We start from the raw sequence: 15,462 nt of genomic DNA, 5'->3' as shown, positions 1-15,462 counted from the left end.
AATATTTGATAGATTTTAGGGAAACGTAATCAGCTTTAAATAAAAACATCCTGTCCATGAAAGCGCTCCAATTACTGATAGCAATCGCATTGTTCCTTGCCCCGGCCCCTTCCTATTCGCAAAGTAAAGGAAAATCTTCGGAGCGGGTTTATGAAAAGAAAACATCCATTCGCAAAGCACGTACGGATACTTCCGACGTTTCTGCCATTTTGAAAGATTCAACCAATGCAGAACGCGGACCGGTTTTGAACGATAACGGAAATGTGAATTCGAGCGGGGCAGTTGACGGCGAGAGAAGCAACACCGGTCGTCCTGATGCTGATAGCGCCGCTTCTTATACTGTCAAGAGAACCAAGAAAACCATCAAGACAGGCGGTGCAATCATGCCGGATTCTACGAAAAAGAGTAAGCCTTAATGCACCCAGTATTGATCCGTCAGGGCTACTTCACGCGGATGCGGCCTCAATTATTGAAATCGGAACTCAAAAGCCCCTTTTCTTAGATTGATACCATATTCGAGATAGGCTTTCATGCAAGCCAAAAAATTGGCCCAACCCTCTGTATTTCCCTTCATCCATTTGATACCATCTTCATTCAGGTCCATTTCTTTCTCGCTTACTTTTACTACCGTTGCATCTTTGAAGGGTTCAAGGTTAATTTCTACCAGCATCTCTTTGCCAGCATCGCCCCAATAAAAAGTGACCAACCTATCGGGAATGGCCTTGGCAACTTTTATCGTTACATCGGCTTCCATTTCAGGGAAATGCCATATCAGTTCTGCGCCAGCCTCCATTCTTCCGGTGCTATCAGCAATAAAATAGTTAGTCATCCCAGCAGGATTTACAATCGCTTCAAATAGCTCGGTTGGTGTTTTGGCAATTTGAATCGCTGCATTGCATTCCAATTTTTGATTTTCCATTTGATCAGTATTTAGAGTCGCCCTAACTCAGGGTTTTAAATGTAATCCATTTTCTTCCAATGCCTTCTGAAGTTTTGGGATAGCGGTTGGTCCGATTCCGTGAAATTGGCGAACATCCTTTTCAGTCCATTCCGACAATTGTTTCAATGTCGAAATGCCATGATTTTCCAGCGCCCGCCGGGCAGGAGCACTTAGCAATGACAAAAACCCGGTTTCTGGCTTTTGTTCTTCTGCGCATAACGGACATACAGGACAATCGCTGCTTTTGTAATAGCGGTGCCCGTTCGGACAAGTCCTTAATGTTCCTTTTTTCTTCTCCATTGCGTTTTTCAAAAAAAATCCCACCCGGAAACCGGACGGGATTAGATCAATTTAAACGTTGAGTAAATGTATAGGTCGACAGGGCGAGTTTACGATTCACATCAAACACTACTTCCACAGATCTCAATGTGACTATCAGAAATCTATTTTTTTTTAAATATTTTTCAAAACTAGTATAACCCATCCTTTAACGCAGTCTCATAACGTTTTTCTATTTCTTTTGCTCCGACAGAAAAGTGATCAGTGAAGCAAATTCCTCGTATGATAATTCATTGGCAAGTCCAGGTGGCATCATCGAATTCTCCATCTCTTTACGAGAAATAATATCCGACGTCTTGAAGGTATAAACCGCGCCAGTTATGTCGCGCAATATCATCTTCTCCGCAGATTCCTCGGAGATGAAACCCATATAACTCTTATCACCTTTGGTAGTGATCAGCACCGAGGCGAAGCCTTGTGATATGGAAGCATTGGGTTTGAGGATGGATTCCGCAATTTGCTCCCGATTCATAATCGATCCGATTTGTCCCATATAAGGTCCTTTCAATGGTCCGCTTTTATTAATGCTATGGCAGGCAACGCAACCCTGTTTGGTGAACAATGTTTTTCCAATTGCAGCGTCACCGGGAAGTTTCGCAATTGCAAGCATCACATCTTCAATCGAATTTTCGCCTATCTGACCTTTTTTATTGCTGATTTTGCTGAGATCTACGCGCAATTCCTGTTTTTCAACGACCACTTCCTCCCCGCCAAATTCCTCAATTCCCATACGATTACGGAAGTTCAGGTCTGCATAAAACTGTTTCCCGGCTTCATCTGCCTTTTTCCAATTCCCTATTAAAAAGTCTTTTATTGCACCCGAAGATTCCCAGGTAATGGCCTTGTAATAAGGGCCATGTGTATCGGGCCGGGTACTCCACCACCAGGAACCATCATAAGGTGCCTCTTTTTTGTACAACCTGCCTAAAGTTACCATGATTTGCTTTTTCAAAGCCTCATCTTTTGCTTGTCCGTAAGCTGCTATTAATCCAGTAACTGCCTTCGGATCATGCATATACCGCAAAGCCCAAAGTGCAATGGTAGAATTTACTGTTCCAATGGCCTTTACACTGGCATCAACCGCATTAATTGCGACCAATGCCCTGACAGCAATATGTCCAGGAATAATCGCCGAATTGGGTGTCGCATGAGGGCCCTCCGTATCTTTTGCAGGGGCCACAAATGATGCCGGCACTTTTACCGCGAGCAGTGACTGCGCAGCTTCCATCCGGCCCAAACGACCGAGGCCGACCGTTGCAGCTTGCTGCACGCGAGGCGATGGGTCCTTCATGCCTTTCAAAAATGGCTCTATCGGTACCTTTTCAATGTTTGGTTTTCTGTCGGCCAGGGCGCGCAATGCAAATTCACGGACATCATTATCGTCCGTCAATTTCACCAGATTGTTTATCCCATCATTGCCAGCTGCCTGCGCATAAGTGAAAATACCGGCAACGCGCACATACAGAGGAAGTGCCTTATCCTCCGCGATTTTCCAGGAAGTCTTGGCTGCTGCTTTGGGAAAACGGGCCAGCAGCTCCTGTTGTCCAGCCAAGCGTTGAACCGCGCTTTCTGACTTTAAAAGAGCCGCCAATTCTTTCTCAGAAGACTTTTTAACGTCTTTGAAGGATTTATACTGCCAATTCTTCGGAACGGCCCGCACCACGAACCCTTTTTTAGGATTACCCGAATATCCCGCGCCATCCCAGGCGGCCAGATAAACACGACCGGAAGCATCAATATCCAGATCGGTGATTTGCGCAAGCTTGATGAATTCCTCCTCCTTTTGAACAAAGCTCGGTCCATCGGCTGTAACCCGATGTACATACACCTGGCTCCTTCCCCAATCCGCCATCATCGGCACGCGATTGTATTTGGCCGGCCAGGTAGGGTCATCCATAAACAATGATCCTGTTCCCGATCCCCCACCTAAATCAATGAGCGCAGGTATGATTTCATCCGTAAAATTTTTGAAAAGAACAGGGTATCCATATTCCCCCGACTGGATCTGGTTGCTGAATCGAATGTTCCAGCCGCCACCATCATTGGTATTGTCGCGGGTAAAAATATTCATATACGGGTCAATCGCCACGTCGTAAATATTCCGCATCCCGTGGGTATAAACCTCCATCTCAGTTCCATCGGGCCTTACCCGAACAATCCCGCCACCAAGCTGCGTCAACTTTTTGCCAGAATGATCCACTGCTTCATGAAACCCAAAGTCTCCGACCGCAATGTAAATCCAGCCATCGATCCCCATGCGTATCCCGTTCGTAGCATGGTCGGTACCACGGCTTTGCAGGAATTTCGGGTTACTGATGCCTTGGATCAAAGGTTTGGACGGACCGTCCGCAACGCCATCATGGTTTTTATCTTCAAATACCACCAGATCCATTCCCGAAGCCTTGCCGGTTTCTTTGGAGAAAGTGGTGTGCAACACAAAAAGCTGATCGCCCATTGAAATAATCCCTCTTGGATCATCGACCATTGCAAAGGTGGTATGCTGGTCAACCTTGCCATCATTGTCAGAATCGACGAGACGAACAATGCTGCCTTTGCCGGGATCTTTCCCCAGCGAACCGATCATATCAACGCCGACATACACTTCGCCCGTTGGCGCTACTGCCAGACATGCCGGGCTGGGAGTCAGATCAGGACCTACGAAAGGAGTGACATCCAGTTCGGCAGGCCAGCTCGCCGCGTTAGGCAAGGTATCAGCAGCTACAAAGGCTTTGTTACCATCAGAAATTTGAGGTTGACCAAGGTTCAAACCGTTCCAAAAAAAGAGGAGGAAAGCGGAAAACAGGCTTAATGTAATTTTTAACATTTAGTTGAGATTCAGACCGATAATTGTCGGCATGGTGGATAAAGGTATCAGCATATTTAAACGGTAAAACAGGTGATAACTACTCTAAAAACTGTCCGCTGACTGCAAAAATTGTCCGTATCCGAACATTGTGTTTTTCGGAAATCCTGCCAAAATCAACAGAAATAAAGGTTCTAAAATCTGGCATTCTATTTTTTATGCATTACTGGTAGGGTGAGGTTAGCTTTTTAGCTGTTAGCTTACATGAAAGGAACATACCTGTTTTTGAGCCATCTATGATACATAATTACTTCAAAATTGCCTTGCGCAATATGTGGAAAAATAAGGCCTTTTCCTTCGTTAACCTTACTGGCCTGGTTGTTGGGATCACGGCTTGCCTTCTAATCCTGCAATATGTAAGCTTTGAGCTAAATTTTGACCGCTTCCACAAAGACGCCGACCGTATCTACCGGATTACCAACGACCGATTCCAACAGGGAAAACTGATCCAGCACGGTACGATTACTTACCCCACAATCGGGACGACCATGGCTAAGGATTTCAATGAGGTTGAATCTTATACCACAGTTTCAAATCCTGGAACATTTAAATTACAAAGGGATAAAAAGATATTTGAAGAGAAAGGCTTGTTTGTGGATCAGCATTTCCTCTCATTTTTTACTTTTCCTTTAAAGCAGCCAGTGCTTCGGCAAACATTTTTGGTAACCGGTTGTCGAGATCATTTAATGTCAAGAGGGTTGGGTCTAATGAGGAAAAGGGGGTAACATTCAGCAGAATGCCTATTGATCTGGATTTTTTTGATACTTATCAAATTAAGATGCTGGCTGGACGCAATTTTATTCAGACGGACTCAGATCCCGATGGCAAGAAAGTCAAAAACGCAATCCTGAATTTGTCAGCAGCAAAATTGCTTGGTTTTAAAGATGCCGAAGACGCTGCTGGACAAAAAATTTCGCTTTGGGGCAAGGAATGGGAGATTGTCGGTGTGATCAGTGATTTCCATCAGCAATCGTTAAAACATGTCATCGAACCCATTGTGTTTGCGCCTTTTTATACCAATGGCGGATTTTATTCGGTAAAAATCGCTTCTGGAGATGTGGAAAAAACGGTAGAATTGGTGAAAGAAAAATACCTTGACTTCTTCCCAGGCGACGATTTCGATTACTTCTTTATGAATGCGCATTTTAATGAGCAATACAAAGACGACCGGATCTTTGGTCAGGTTTCCAGCTTCTTTTCACTACTTGCTGTCATGATCGCTTCGCTAGGAATTTTCGGCTTGTCATCCTACACCATCGCGCAACGGACGAAGGAAATTGGCGTACGAAAAGTCCTTGGCGCAACCGTGGGAAGCATTGTTACATTACTGTCACAGGATTTCTTGAAACTGGTTTTGATTGCAATCGTGATCGGCTCGCCCATAGCCTGGTTCGGCATAAGCCAGTGGCTCGACGATTTTGCATATAAAATCGAGATTGAATGGTGGATGTTTGTTATCGCAGGACTTTTGGCCATCATCATCGCATTTGCCACAGTAAGTTCGCAGGCAATCAAAGCCGCGCTAATGAACCCCGCAAAGTCATTGAAATCCGAGTAAAGTGAAGTATTTTCAATGATTTAAACTTCGCTTTCATGACAAATTCAAAATATTGTTTTTCAAAATCATATCCCAGAAGAAACTTCCTGGTAAATTCCTTCAAAGCCTCTGCCGCGCTAACATTATTGCCGGAACTTATCAGCACGGAACGCTATAAAGCACTGGCCAAAGCAATGACAGTCGGGAAAATTATGGCTTTGGTTATGAAAGAAGGCAATCTATCGCCTATTAATGATACAGTGGATACGCTTAAATCCGGAAATGCCGATCAAACAGTTACCGGTATTGTCACAACCATGTTCGCAACGGTGACTGTTATCGAAGAAGCTGCGAAGCGAAATGCCAATTTCATCATTGCGCATGAACCGACTTTCTACAATCACCGCGATAATCCGGACTGGGTCAAAAACAACCAGGTTGTGAAAAAGAAGCAGGAGCTGCTTGAAAAGCATAAGATCGCCGTTTGGCGTTTCCATGATTACTGCCATTCCCTGAAACCGGATGCGGTCAGTTACGGTGTTGCGAAAAAAGCGAACTGGATATCTTATTATAAAACGGGTTCAAGAATACTCACCATTCCCTCGATCGGCCTGGGCGATCTGGTTAAGCATTTGAAAACTTCATTGGGCATTACGCAATTAAGGGTAATCGGAGATTTGAATCAAAAATGTGAGAAAATAGCACTGCTTCCCGGAGCCTCAGGAGGTGTATCCCATGTTTCTGTTGTAGAAGCTGAAAAGCCGGATGTTTTGATCGTGGGTGAAGTATCCGAATGGGAAACGGCCGAGTACATCCGGGACGGCAGGTTACTAGGCAATAAAACAGCGTTGATTATCTTGGGACATTCCGTCAGCGAGGAGCCGGGCATGGATTATTTTGTAGACTGGCTTCAACCAAAAATCCCCGATGTTAAGGTGACGCACATTGCGTCGGGAGATCCTTTTAAATGGCTTTAATTAAGAAAAACGGATTCAAAGTGCATCGGCACTTCGAATCCGTTTTGCATTTACGCGATCATTGCATGCGGATCGATCACAAATTTTTTCGCTGCGCCTTTGTCAAAATCCTGGTAACCTCTTGGCGCATCGGCCAGGCTGATCACTTCAACATTCACGGCTTTCGCAATTTTTATCTTATCATAAAGGATGGCGTTCATCAGGGAACGGTGGTATTTCATGACAGGACATTGACCTGTATAAAATGCATGTGACTTGGCCCAGCCCAGTCCAATACGAATGCTTAGGCTACCTTCCTGAGCAGCTTTGTCTTTTGCACCCGGATCCCCTGTCACATAAAGACCAGGAATACCAATCGCACCACCCGCCCTGGTTACTGCCATTGCAGTATTCAGCACGGTTGCAGGACGTTCCTCGGAAGCATGTGCGCCGTGTCCCCTCGCTTCAAAACCTACGCAATCCACAAAACAATCCACTTCCGGAATACCAATTATCGCTTCAATGGCTTGTTCCAATGGTGTGTCTTTAGTCAGGTCAATCACTTCACAGCCAAAGCTTTTCGCCTGGTCAAGCCTTTCCTGAATCATATCTCCGACAATGACAACCGCAGCGCCTAATAAATGGCACGAAGCAGCGCAAGCAAGCCCAACCGGACCGGCACCAGCTACATATACAATGGAACCCGGCCCCACGCCCGCAGTAACTGCGCCGTGGAAACCCGTCGGGAAAATATCAGATAGCAATGTAAGGTCTTTGATATAAGCCATTCCCTGGTCTTTGTCAGGAAATTTAAGAAGGTTAAAATCCGCATAAGGTATCATCACATATTCGGCCTGCCCTCCTACCCAACCGCCCATGTCCACGTAACCATAAGCTGCGCCGGGACGTGCGGGGTTCACATTCAGGCAGATACCTGTGCGACCTTCTTTGCAATTACGGCATCTGCCGCAGGCAATGTTGAATGGTACTGACACCAGATCGCCTACTTTAATAAATTCCACATCACTTCCGGCTTCCAGCACAATTCCCGTGATTTCATGCCCGAGCACCAGACCAGCTGGCGCCGTGGTGCGGCCGCGGACCATATGCTGGTCGCTGCCGCAAATGTTGGTTGAGACAATTTTGAGTATTACTCCGTGTTCGCATTTGCGATTACCCAATGCGAGTTTTGGATATTCAATTTCCTGAACTTCGACTTCGCCTGGCTTAATGTAAGCTACTCCATGATTTTGGCACATAAGGTGAAATTTAAGGGGTTAGTGATGATTCGGTCTTCAATAATTAGAAAATATTCTTTTAATTATTAAAGAATGAAGGCACTATACATCCAGTTTTACTCTTACATGACCAGGAAAAGCTTGTTTGGATTGCAGATTAAATCTTCACAGCCAGAATAATGCCGGTCGCCCAGATCTGTTTGGTGAGTACCAGATCGGTCCGGCTATCCAGATAATCAATGAGGTTGCGGGCCTTGATATCGTGCCCATCGGGCCAGTTGGGTTGAGGAAGCATATCGTCGATAATGTAAAAGCCACCGATATTCAGCATATCCAGCACCTCGTCCAGCAGCCGATATTTGCCGTGCCAGGTATCTGCAAAAATGTAATCGAATTTCTGATCAGAATTAGATTGCACCCAATCAGCTCCGTCAATATGAATCAATGTTAATCGGTCGTCATTTCCCAAATAGCAGTCCGCTATTTTCAGCAAGGAGTCATCGTTATCAATTGAGATTAATTGGGAATTTTCATCCATCCCGTCAAGTATCCATGATGTTGAAAGACCAGTACCTGTCCCGAGTTCCAGAAATTTACCGCTTGGCTTTGAAGATGCCAGGGTTTTCAAAAGCGAGCAGGTATAAACGTCCGAAGCCATGGTAAAACCCGATTCCTTGGTAGCCGTGTCAATTGCATTGTAGGCTTTCGGGTACGGCTGGTTAATGTCTTGTGTCATCGAATTGTGGACTGATTGGACTGGAAATACAGGCGGAAAAAAATTTTGTAAACATAGCGCCAATGCAGCGAACCTCAAACGCATCTTCGAAACATTTACCGCTTAATAAATTGAAAATCCTGTATTAACATCTACGTAATACAATGAAGCCTTTAAATAATTAAATTTGGAATGGTATGTTTGATGCATATCAGTGTAATAACTATCCTACCAACGTCCATTTTAACATTCATTATGAAAAAGCGTTTTCTACAAGCTTCGTCTGTTTACCTGCTATTTTTCCTCGGCGTTCTCGGCTGCGTCGACCATTACATTCCGGGGGATCCCATTCCCGAACCTACTTCACTTGTTGCTGCGCCTTTTGCAGGCGGATTGAGAGCTCCGATTGGAATGGATGTGGACGATAAGGGGAATTTATGGATTTCAGAAGCTGGTACCGGCAAAAACGATGGTGCCATTGTGATGATCACGCCAGGTGGCGTCAAAACAACGGTCCTGCAGGGGTTCCAGTCCGCAAAAGGACCGGAGGCTGTTGAGGGTATCAGTCACGTCCTTTACGACAATGGTACGTTGTACATTTTGCATGGTATTGAAGGCAGACTATACATTGCCGATGTAAAGAATTTCAAATCCGGCGACTTGCCAATGGCATTAAACCTGATTCCGTTCGAAGAACACGGAACATTTGTGAAGTCATTCAACTTTACGACGCCACTTAATTCCAACTTGTACGGCCTCACGCTCGGACCTGGCGGGCATTTATATGTGACGGACGCCGGAGCAAATGCTATTTTCAAAAGAGATAAGAATACAAAGGAATTCACATTCTTCGCCAAAATTCCTGATGTAGCCCCTAACACTGACGCGGTAGCAACCGGCATTGTTTTCGACGGCACCAAATTCCTCGTCAGTACGCTTTCAGGCGGGCCATTTTTTGATGGTACTGCGAAAATTTTCGAAGTATCCACGACGGGTGTTGTGGGTATCTACAGAGAAAAATTCACTACGCTAACGCATCTGACACTGACTTCGGGTAACAAACCACTGGTCATCTCACTTGCTAAATTTGATTTGATGAAGGGCGAATTCACACCTTTTTCAGGTAAAGTCCTGAACGAAGATGGTGCGATTTTGTTGGATAACCAGATGATGCCGACCGATATTAAACGCAGCGGTCCAAAAGAATTTTACCTGTTGAGCTATGCATTGGGTACGGTTCAGAAACTGACTTACTAAGCATTTTACATTTATAAAAAATGCGTCTGTCCTGCCGGGATTGACGCATTTTTTATCTTAATCCAAACTAAACTACGATTGGGAGTCGTCATCAGTCTCTTCGGGATTGACCACCATCGGCGGAGCATGCTTCGGCATGGTATCACCTAGTAATTTGCCCCAAGGTTTGAGCTCATCGATCCGGTCGAAAATGATTTTTAGCACAGCCACAAATGGAATTGATAAAAACATACCGCTCACTCCCCATAACGTACCCCCGAGTAATACGACCAGAATAGAAATCAGCGCATTAACCGAAACTTTTGAGGATACCACCCTTGGGACAATGATATTATTATCGGCGAACTGAATCAAAATGTATGCTCCTACGATCAGCAAGGGTGTTGTGTAACCATCTTCCGTAACAAAAGAAATTAGTACTGGCAGCGCAATTGCGATTACGCCTCCAATGTATGGAATCAGGTTCAAAATCGCGCCAATTACACCCAGCAGGATTGCATACCTCACACCCAGGATCAGTAATGCGGTGGAATTTAATGTTGCAATGATGGTCATTTCTATCATGAGGCCTACAATGTAGCTCTGGACAGCACCCTTGGTCTCTTTCAATATTTCTGCCACCTGGCCCGAATGATCCTCATCAAATACTTCAAATATGAAATTGAGGATCAGCGGTTTATAAAAAAGGAGAAGAAAGATGTACAGAGGAATCAGAATGAAAAAGCTTATTACCCCAAAAACGGTGTTAAGCGTTTTTCCAACGTAAGTTTTGCTGCTGTTCATGGCCTCGTCCACCATGCTTTTCTGCTTTTCCGAGGACATCCCGAAACTTTCCGACAGCCAGGACTGCAAGTTAGTCAGCAAACCGGCCACCTTTTTGGTTAACTGAGGTATCATCTCGCCAAACTGAGCGAACTGAGATGAGAGAAAAAACATGATTCCCGCGACGACCAGCGCTGCAAGAAAGATTGTCAGGAAAATCGCAAGGACCTTATTGAATTTCCACTTCTGGAAGCGGTTGTAAATGGGATTTAACAAAATCGCCAGCAGGCCGGCAAATGCAAATGGCACGATGATATCCTGTAAAAGAAATAAGATATAAAAGAAAAGATAAATCCCGATCAGCGACATAGGCGCTTTAATGTAGAAGGGAAACTCTCTAACTGAATTAAGGCCGTCGGAGCCTGATTCCCTCATTTCTTTGGACTTGTCGGATAATAATCCCATATATAAAAGTGTCAGGTTGAAATAGTACGCGTGGATAGCTGTGGCTCGTGTTTTTTATCAAAAGCGCTGTCGACACAACATAATAAGCATGCCATGCCGGAAGGACCATCCATTGTCATTTTAAGAGAAGCGGTTAAAGCACTAAATCTAACCGGTAAGGAAATCAGGCACGCAGAAGGCAATACAACAATTGATATTGACGGGCTCATCAACAAAAAAGTGCTCGATTTCAGATCCTGGGGAAAACATTTCCTGGTCTGTTTTGATGACTTTACGCTTCGAATCCATTTCATGCTTTTTGGAAGCTATCTCATCAACGGACAGAAGAAAGCCAAACCGAGGTTAACCCTCATTTTTGATGAAGCTGAAATCAATTTTTACGCGTGAAAACACTGGCTTGCCCACACCAAAAAAATCTGCCCCAGGTGCCTCATTCCATTCCACAAAGAATACCTTGGAAAAACGAAACGGAGAAGTTATTTCTGTACCAATTGTCAGGAGTTATTTGATTAAATGAACACATTCAATACATTTTCTACACACAATTTTAAAAAATAGTAGATTCGTATCAACGGCAGATTTGTATTTGTAAATTACCTCATTGTTACATGCGGCCCGATTTATGATTAGATATTACCTTCTGCTTTTTGCGATTTTTCTCAAACTTTCTGTCTCAGCGCAACATACGCAGCCTCAATACGAGCACATTACTGTCGAAAATGGCCTTCCCAGCGCTCGCGTTACGAAATGTTTGCAGGATAAATTCGGCTATATCTGGATTGGTACCGAGAATGGACTCGTGCGGTACGATGGGTATGATAAAAAAGTGTACAAACTCGAAACCGGAAGACAGCAAAACCTTACTTCTCTGAATATTCAGGAGCTATTTGAAGACTCCAGGGGAAATATTTGGATCGGTACATTTTATGACGGGGTTTTCAGATACAACCGTACTACCGATAATTTCACGCAAATCAAACATCAGGTAGACCAGAAAGCTGACCTGGCGACCAATGATGTGCATAGCATCCGGGAAGACGGGGCTGGTAATATGTATTTTTATACGTACGACCACGCGAAAAATATTGGCTATATCAATCATTACAATCTCGCCAAAAATACATTCAGGAAATTCGGGCCAAATATGGCCGGCCAAAACCAAATTCCGAAATTTGAGTCTTTTCCGCGCTGGTTTAAAGACAAAAAGGGACAAATCTGGATTGCCAGCCGAAATGGCCTTCACCTCTTTGACCATAAGACCAGTCGGTTTAAGGGTTATCTGACTCAAACAGATAGTACCAAACAAAAGGTGATCAGCCATCTGTATCAATCTCCTTCCGACCCTAACACATTATACTTCTCTGACTTGACCTATCGAAATGGTTTCCGGGGCATTGTAAGCTTCAACACTGAAACGGGCTTCCATAAAACTTATTCATACGAAGGTCTGAAACAGGGTGGGCTTGGCTATATTTTTGATTTTTTCGAGGACAAGCAAAAACGGCTCTGGATCGGCACAAACCAGGGTTTGTCCCAATTAGATGAAACAAGTGGAAAGCTTACCCATTACTCTTTTGAAAGCTTGTTTAATGGTATCAAAACGTCGGAAGTTTTTGCCATTGCGGAGGATAATACGGGCTTGCTGTGGCTGTCGATGGCGAATGGGATCCTTAATTTTGACCCGGTAACCCATCAGTTTTCTAACATTAATAATCTGTTTAAAGATGAAATTGACCCGGAAAGGCTATACTATTTTCAATTTGCATTTCAAGACCGATCGGGAAGTTTGTGGTTTAAGGACCGGGATGGCGTCCACAAATTGAAAAAAGAATTTTCCCTATTTAATTTTTACAAGAAAGATAACAGCGACCCAACGAGTTACTCGGGTGGTTATCTCTACAATGCAATCCGGATGCAGGATGGCAATTACATGCTTGCCAGTATAAAAGGCATACATACCTGGGATAGTCAGACGAATAAGTTCCATAAAATAGAATTTCCGGGTGAGGTCGAAAAAGCCGATATCGTTTTGAAAATGGGGCTGGACAAGTCCGGCGCAATTTGGGGTGGTCTGGTCAAAGGAAACTATAATTTCAAAGGACTTTTTCAATATAATCTTCAAAACAAGGTATTCAAATTTCATAAGAGCGACCCCGACGATCCGACGAGCCCAAGTAGTGACATGATTAGTTTCCTCTATGCAGATTCGAAAAATGATATCTGGGTCGGCTCCTTCAATAAAGGCGTTTGCAGGTATAACCGTAAAACAGAAACTTTCACCCGCTTCCCTTTTACATTCAGAGAAACAAAAAAGCCGGACGGAGAACTGGACGACTTCACTGTCACCTGCATTTATGAAGACCGGGCCGGCACTATATGGATAGGAACTGGAAACGGAGGCCTTAACCGTTTCGACCCTTCGACCGGTAAATTCAAAGCTTATTTTGATACTAAAAAAGGTTTAAGGCAGATTAGTTCTATTTATGAGGATAAAAAAGGTCGGTTCTGGGTAGCATCTGATATTTATGGCCTGCACTTATTCGACCGAAAAACAGGCACGTCGCGTTTATTTGACGAAAAGGATGGGCTTTTGGCCAATGGCATCACGGGAATTGCCGAAGATAATGCAGGCCGGTTGTGGTTGTCAACCAATAGGGGATTAAGCCGTTTCGACCCGGAAAATAAAAAGTTTTTATCTTTTACCAAGGAACAGGGTTTGCCCGAAACCCGCCTGAATACCGCTACAACCAGGCTCGATGACGGAAAAATACTGTTGGGCACATTCACCGGGTTCATCACTTTCGATCCTGCCAAGATCACGACCAACAACTCCCCTCCGCAGGTAATGATCGAATCCGTGGCCTATCTGGAAGGGCAGCCAGGCCGCAATAAAAGTAAAGAAACCATCCGGCAGCTATTTGGTCGGAACAATCTGAAATTCAGCCACAACCAAAACAGGCTTAGATTTAATTATGTGGGATTGCATTACAAAAACGCATCCCGGAACCAGTATATGTATCAATTGGAAGGTTACGAAAGTGATTGGGTGCAGGCGGCGGACCATCGTTCGGCCGTGTATACCAATCTGTCGGCCGGCAAATACACATTCAAAGTAAAAGCAAGTAATTCGGATGGAGTCTGGACCCAGCAGGAAGCCCGTATTTCTTTTGAGATCCTGCCACCATGGTGGTTAACCTGGTGGGCTTTTGCCATTTATGCTTTGCTTTTCGCGGCGCTGCTCAGAAGTTACATATACTTCCGTTCACGCTCTTTGCGCCGTGAAAACCAAGAGTTGGAAGAAAAGATCGGACTGCGTACGCTGGAATTGAGCGCGGCCAACAAAGAATTAAACCAGCAGCGAGACCAACTCACAGAAACGGTAATTGAGCTGAAAAGCACCCAGCAGCAATTGATCCAGTCAGAAAAGTTGGCTTCATTGGGCGAGCTCACAGCAGGCATTGCCCATGAGATTCAGAATCCGCTGAATTTTGTAAATAACTTCTCGGAAGTAAGTGTTGAACTGGCTGATGAAATGGAATATGAGCTGAAAAACGGGGATAAAGACGAGGCCATTGCACTTGCGGCTGACATCAGGCAAAATCTGCAAAAAATCATGCATCATGGGCAGCGCGCCGGCGGCATTGTAAAAAGCATGCTGCAGCATTCAAGGAAGAATTCAGGAGAAAAGGAGCCAGTCAATATCAATGAGTTGACCGACGAATACCTGAAGCTCAGTTATCACGGATTGAGAGCCAAGGATAACACATTTAACACGAAGATTTCGACTTCCTTCGATGACACCTTGCCGCTGCTTGTGATCATACCTCAGGACATCGGGCGGGTACTTATCAATTTGTTCAACAACGCATTTTATGCAATCCAGCAAAAACAAAAATCGGAAAGTACTGACTATCATCCTGAATTGCAGGTAAGTACTGCGCAAAACGAAAAATTTGTAGAGATAAGGGTACGAGATAATGGCTCTGGCGTTCCCGATGCCATCAAAGACAAGATTTTACAGCCTTTTTTTACTACCAAGCCTACTGGTGAAGGTACAGGGCTAGGATTGTCTCTCAGTTATGATATTCTAAAAGGGCATGGTGGTAAGATGGACATTGATAGTAAAGAAGGGGAATATGCTTTATTTACTATTTCGTTACCCGTTTGATTTTTGCTGATTAGTCAAGGATTTTACACAATAGCACTTTCTTCCGTAATTGCCCAGCCCCCCATTTCCTCCAAAAAGTTGGCGTGCCTGGTCTACGATTGAATGCACCCGTAAGCCTAATTAAAAATGGATCAAGGTGAGGAATTAAAGGCCCATTCAAATATTATTTATTTTCAAAATAGCTCCAAGTGAATTACTTTAAGCTGGGAACGGGAATTGCCA

The 15,462-nt window shown here is 44.4% G+C and carries 13 protein-coding genes; 7 read left to right on the top strand and 6 right to left on the bottom strand.

From position 1 onward, the window contains the following. The first annotated feature begins 56 nt into the window (after positions 1-56). Positions 57-416: a hypothetical protein gene (locus FHS68_RS13610; RefSeq protein WP_167271008.1), complete on the top strand. Its 360-nt coding sequence runs from the start codon at positions 57-59 to the stop codon at positions 414-416. A gap of 50 nt (positions 417-466) precedes the next feature. On the opposite strand, the gene FHS68_RS13605 is transcribed toward FHS68_RS13610, so the two are convergent. From FHS68_RS13605 to FHS68_RS13595, 3 genes are all read right to left on the bottom strand, one after another. Further along, positions 467-919, bottom strand: coding sequence for an SRPBCC domain-containing protein (locus tag FHS68_RS13605; RefSeq protein ID WP_167271006.1), 453 nt, complete (start codon positions 917-919; stop codon positions 467-469). A gap of 27 nt (positions 920-946) precedes the next feature. Beyond that, a complete protein-coding gene (locus tag FHS68_RS13600) occupies positions 947-1,240 on the bottom strand; it encodes an RNA polymerase alpha subunit C-terminal domain-containing protein (RefSeq protein WP_167271004.1) in 294 nt (97 codons plus the stop codon). Between the two features lie 211 nt (positions 1,241-1,451). Next, the gene (locus FHS68_RS13595; RefSeq protein WP_167271002.1) at positions 1,452-4,103 is read right to left on the bottom strand and encodes a DUF7133 domain-containing protein; all 2,652 of its coding nucleotides are present in this window, start codon (positions 4,101-4,103) and stop codon (positions 1,452-1,454) included. 311 nt (positions 4,104-4,414) lie between these two features. Between FHS68_RS13595 and FHS68_RS26420 the strand changes: the two genes are divergently transcribed. From FHS68_RS26420 to FHS68_RS13585, 3 genes are read left to right on the top strand one after another with little or no spacing between them, the layout of a single operon-like run. Continuing rightward, positions 4,415-4,867 carry an ABC transporter permease gene (locus FHS68_RS26420; RefSeq protein ID WP_229211903.1) on the top strand — a complete coding sequence of 151 codons (453 nt, stop codon included), beginning with the start codon at positions 4,415-4,417 and terminating at the stop codon, positions 4,865-4,867. An 11-nt stretch (positions 4,868-4,878) separates the two neighbouring features. Further along, positions 4,879-5,700 (top strand): ABC transporter permease, encoded by an 822-nt coding sequence (locus FHS68_RS26415; RefSeq protein ID WP_229211902.1) that lies wholly within the window; start codon positions 4,879-4,881, stop codon positions 5,698-5,700. Positions 5,701-5,735: 35 nt separating this feature from the next. Next, the gene (locus FHS68_RS13585) at positions 5,736-6,656 is read left to right on the top strand and encodes a Nif3-like dinuclear metal center hexameric protein (RefSeq protein ID WP_229211901.1); all 921 of its coding nucleotides are present in this window, start codon (positions 5,736-5,738) and stop codon (positions 6,654-6,656) included. A gap of 50 nt (positions 6,657-6,706) precedes the next feature. On the opposite strand, the gene fdhA is transcribed toward FHS68_RS13585, so the two are convergent. Both fdhA and FHS68_RS13575 read right to left on the bottom strand, forming a co-directional pair. Continuing rightward, on the bottom strand, positions 6,707-7,894 hold the full coding sequence (fdhA, locus tag FHS68_RS13580; protein ID WP_167271000.1) for a formaldehyde dehydrogenase, glutathione-independent: 1,188 nt from the start codon (positions 7,892-7,894) through the stop codon (positions 6,707-6,709). Between the two features lie 136 nt (positions 7,895-8,030). Next, entirely contained in the window at positions 8,031-8,609 is a 579-nt protein-coding gene (locus tag FHS68_RS13575; protein ID WP_167270998.1) for an O-methyltransferase, read from the bottom strand. A gap of 234 nt (positions 8,610-8,843) precedes the next feature. On the opposite strand from FHS68_RS13575, the gene FHS68_RS13570 reads away from it, so the two are divergent. Beyond that, complete coding sequence (locus tag FHS68_RS13570) at positions 8,844-9,845, top strand: ScyD/ScyE family protein (protein ID WP_167270996.1); 1,002 nt, start codon at positions 8,844-8,846, stop codon at positions 9,843-9,845. Positions 9,846-9,917: 72 nt separating this feature from the next. Here FHS68_RS13570 and FHS68_RS13565 read toward each other — a convergent pair whose 3' ends face one another. Next, the gene (locus tag FHS68_RS13565) at positions 9,918-11,072 is read right to left on the bottom strand and encodes an AI-2E family transporter (protein WP_167270994.1); all 1,155 of its coding nucleotides are present in this window, start codon (positions 11,070-11,072) and stop codon (positions 9,918-9,920) included. A 93-nt stretch (positions 11,073-11,165) separates the two neighbouring features. Here FHS68_RS13565 and FHS68_RS13560 point away from each other — a divergent pair, with 93 nt between their 5' ends. Next, positions 11,166-11,459 carry a DNA-formamidopyrimidine glycosylase family protein gene (locus FHS68_RS13560; protein ID WP_229211900.1) on the top strand — a complete coding sequence of 98 codons (294 nt, stop codon included), beginning with the start codon at positions 11,166-11,168 and terminating at the stop codon, positions 11,457-11,459. 235 nt (positions 11,460-11,694) lie between these two features. Next, a complete protein-coding gene (locus FHS68_RS13555; protein ID WP_167270992.1) occupies positions 11,695-15,240 on the top strand; it encodes a sensor histidine kinase in 3,546 nt (1,181 codons plus the stop codon). Positions 15,241-15,462 lie beyond the last annotated feature (222 nt).

This window comes from Dyadobacter arcticus, assembly GCF_011762185.1.
Taxonomy (GTDB): domain Bacteria; phylum Bacteroidota; class Bacteroidia; order Cytophagales; family Spirosomataceae; genus Dyadobacter; species Dyadobacter arcticus.
Note: the sequence above shows the minus strand (reverse complement) of the source record. Positions and strands in the feature narration are given on the sequence as shown.

Bases quoted from the DNA above. Each gene is read 5' to 3' on its own strand.
- FHS68_RS13610 (WP_167271008.1), top strand. From the start codon at position 57: ATGAAAGCGCTCCAATTACTGATAGCAATCGCATTGTTCCTTGCCCCG.
- FHS68_RS13605 (WP_167271006.1), bottom strand. From the start codon at position 919: ATGGAAAATCAAAAATTGGAATGCAATGCAGCGATTCAAATTGCCAAA.
- FHS68_RS13600 (WP_167271004.1), bottom strand. From the start codon at position 1,240: ATGGAGAAGAAAAAAGGAACATTAAGGACTTGTCCGAACGGGCACCGC.
- FHS68_RS13595 (WP_167271002.1), bottom strand. From the start codon at position 4,103: ATGTTAAAAATTACATTAAGCCTGTTTTCCGCTTTCCTCCTCTTTTTT.
- FHS68_RS26420 (WP_229211903.1), top strand. From the start codon at position 4,415: ATGTGGAAAAATAAGGCCTTTTCCTTCGTTAACCTTACTGGCCTGGTT.
- FHS68_RS26415 (WP_229211902.1), top strand. From the start codon at position 4,879: ATGCCTATTGATCTGGATTTTTTTGATACTTATCAAATTAAGATGCTG.
- FHS68_RS13585 (WP_229211901.1), top strand. From the start codon at position 5,736: ATGACAAATTCAAAATATTGTTTTTCAAAATCATATCCCAGAAGAAAC.
- fdhA (WP_167271000.1), bottom strand. From the start codon at position 7,894: ATGTGCCAAAATCATGGAGTAGCTTACATTAAGCCAGGCGAAGTCGAA.
- FHS68_RS13575 (WP_167270998.1), bottom strand. From the start codon at position 8,609: ATGACACAAGACATTAACCAGCCGTACCCGAAAGCCTACAATGCAATT.
- FHS68_RS13570 (WP_167270996.1), top strand. From the start codon at position 8,844: ATGAAAAAGCGTTTTCTACAAGCTTCGTCTGTTTACCTGCTATTTTTC.
- FHS68_RS13565 (WP_167270994.1), bottom strand. From the start codon at position 11,072: ATGGGATTATTATCCGACAAGTCCAAAGAAATGAGGGAATCAGGCTCC.
- FHS68_RS13560 (WP_229211900.1), top strand. From the start codon at position 11,166: ATGCCGGAAGGACCATCCATTGTCATTTTAAGAGAAGCGGTTAAAGCA.
- FHS68_RS13555 (WP_167270992.1), top strand. From the start codon at position 11,695: ATGATTAGATATTACCTTCTGCTTTTTGCGATTTTTCTCAAACTTTCT.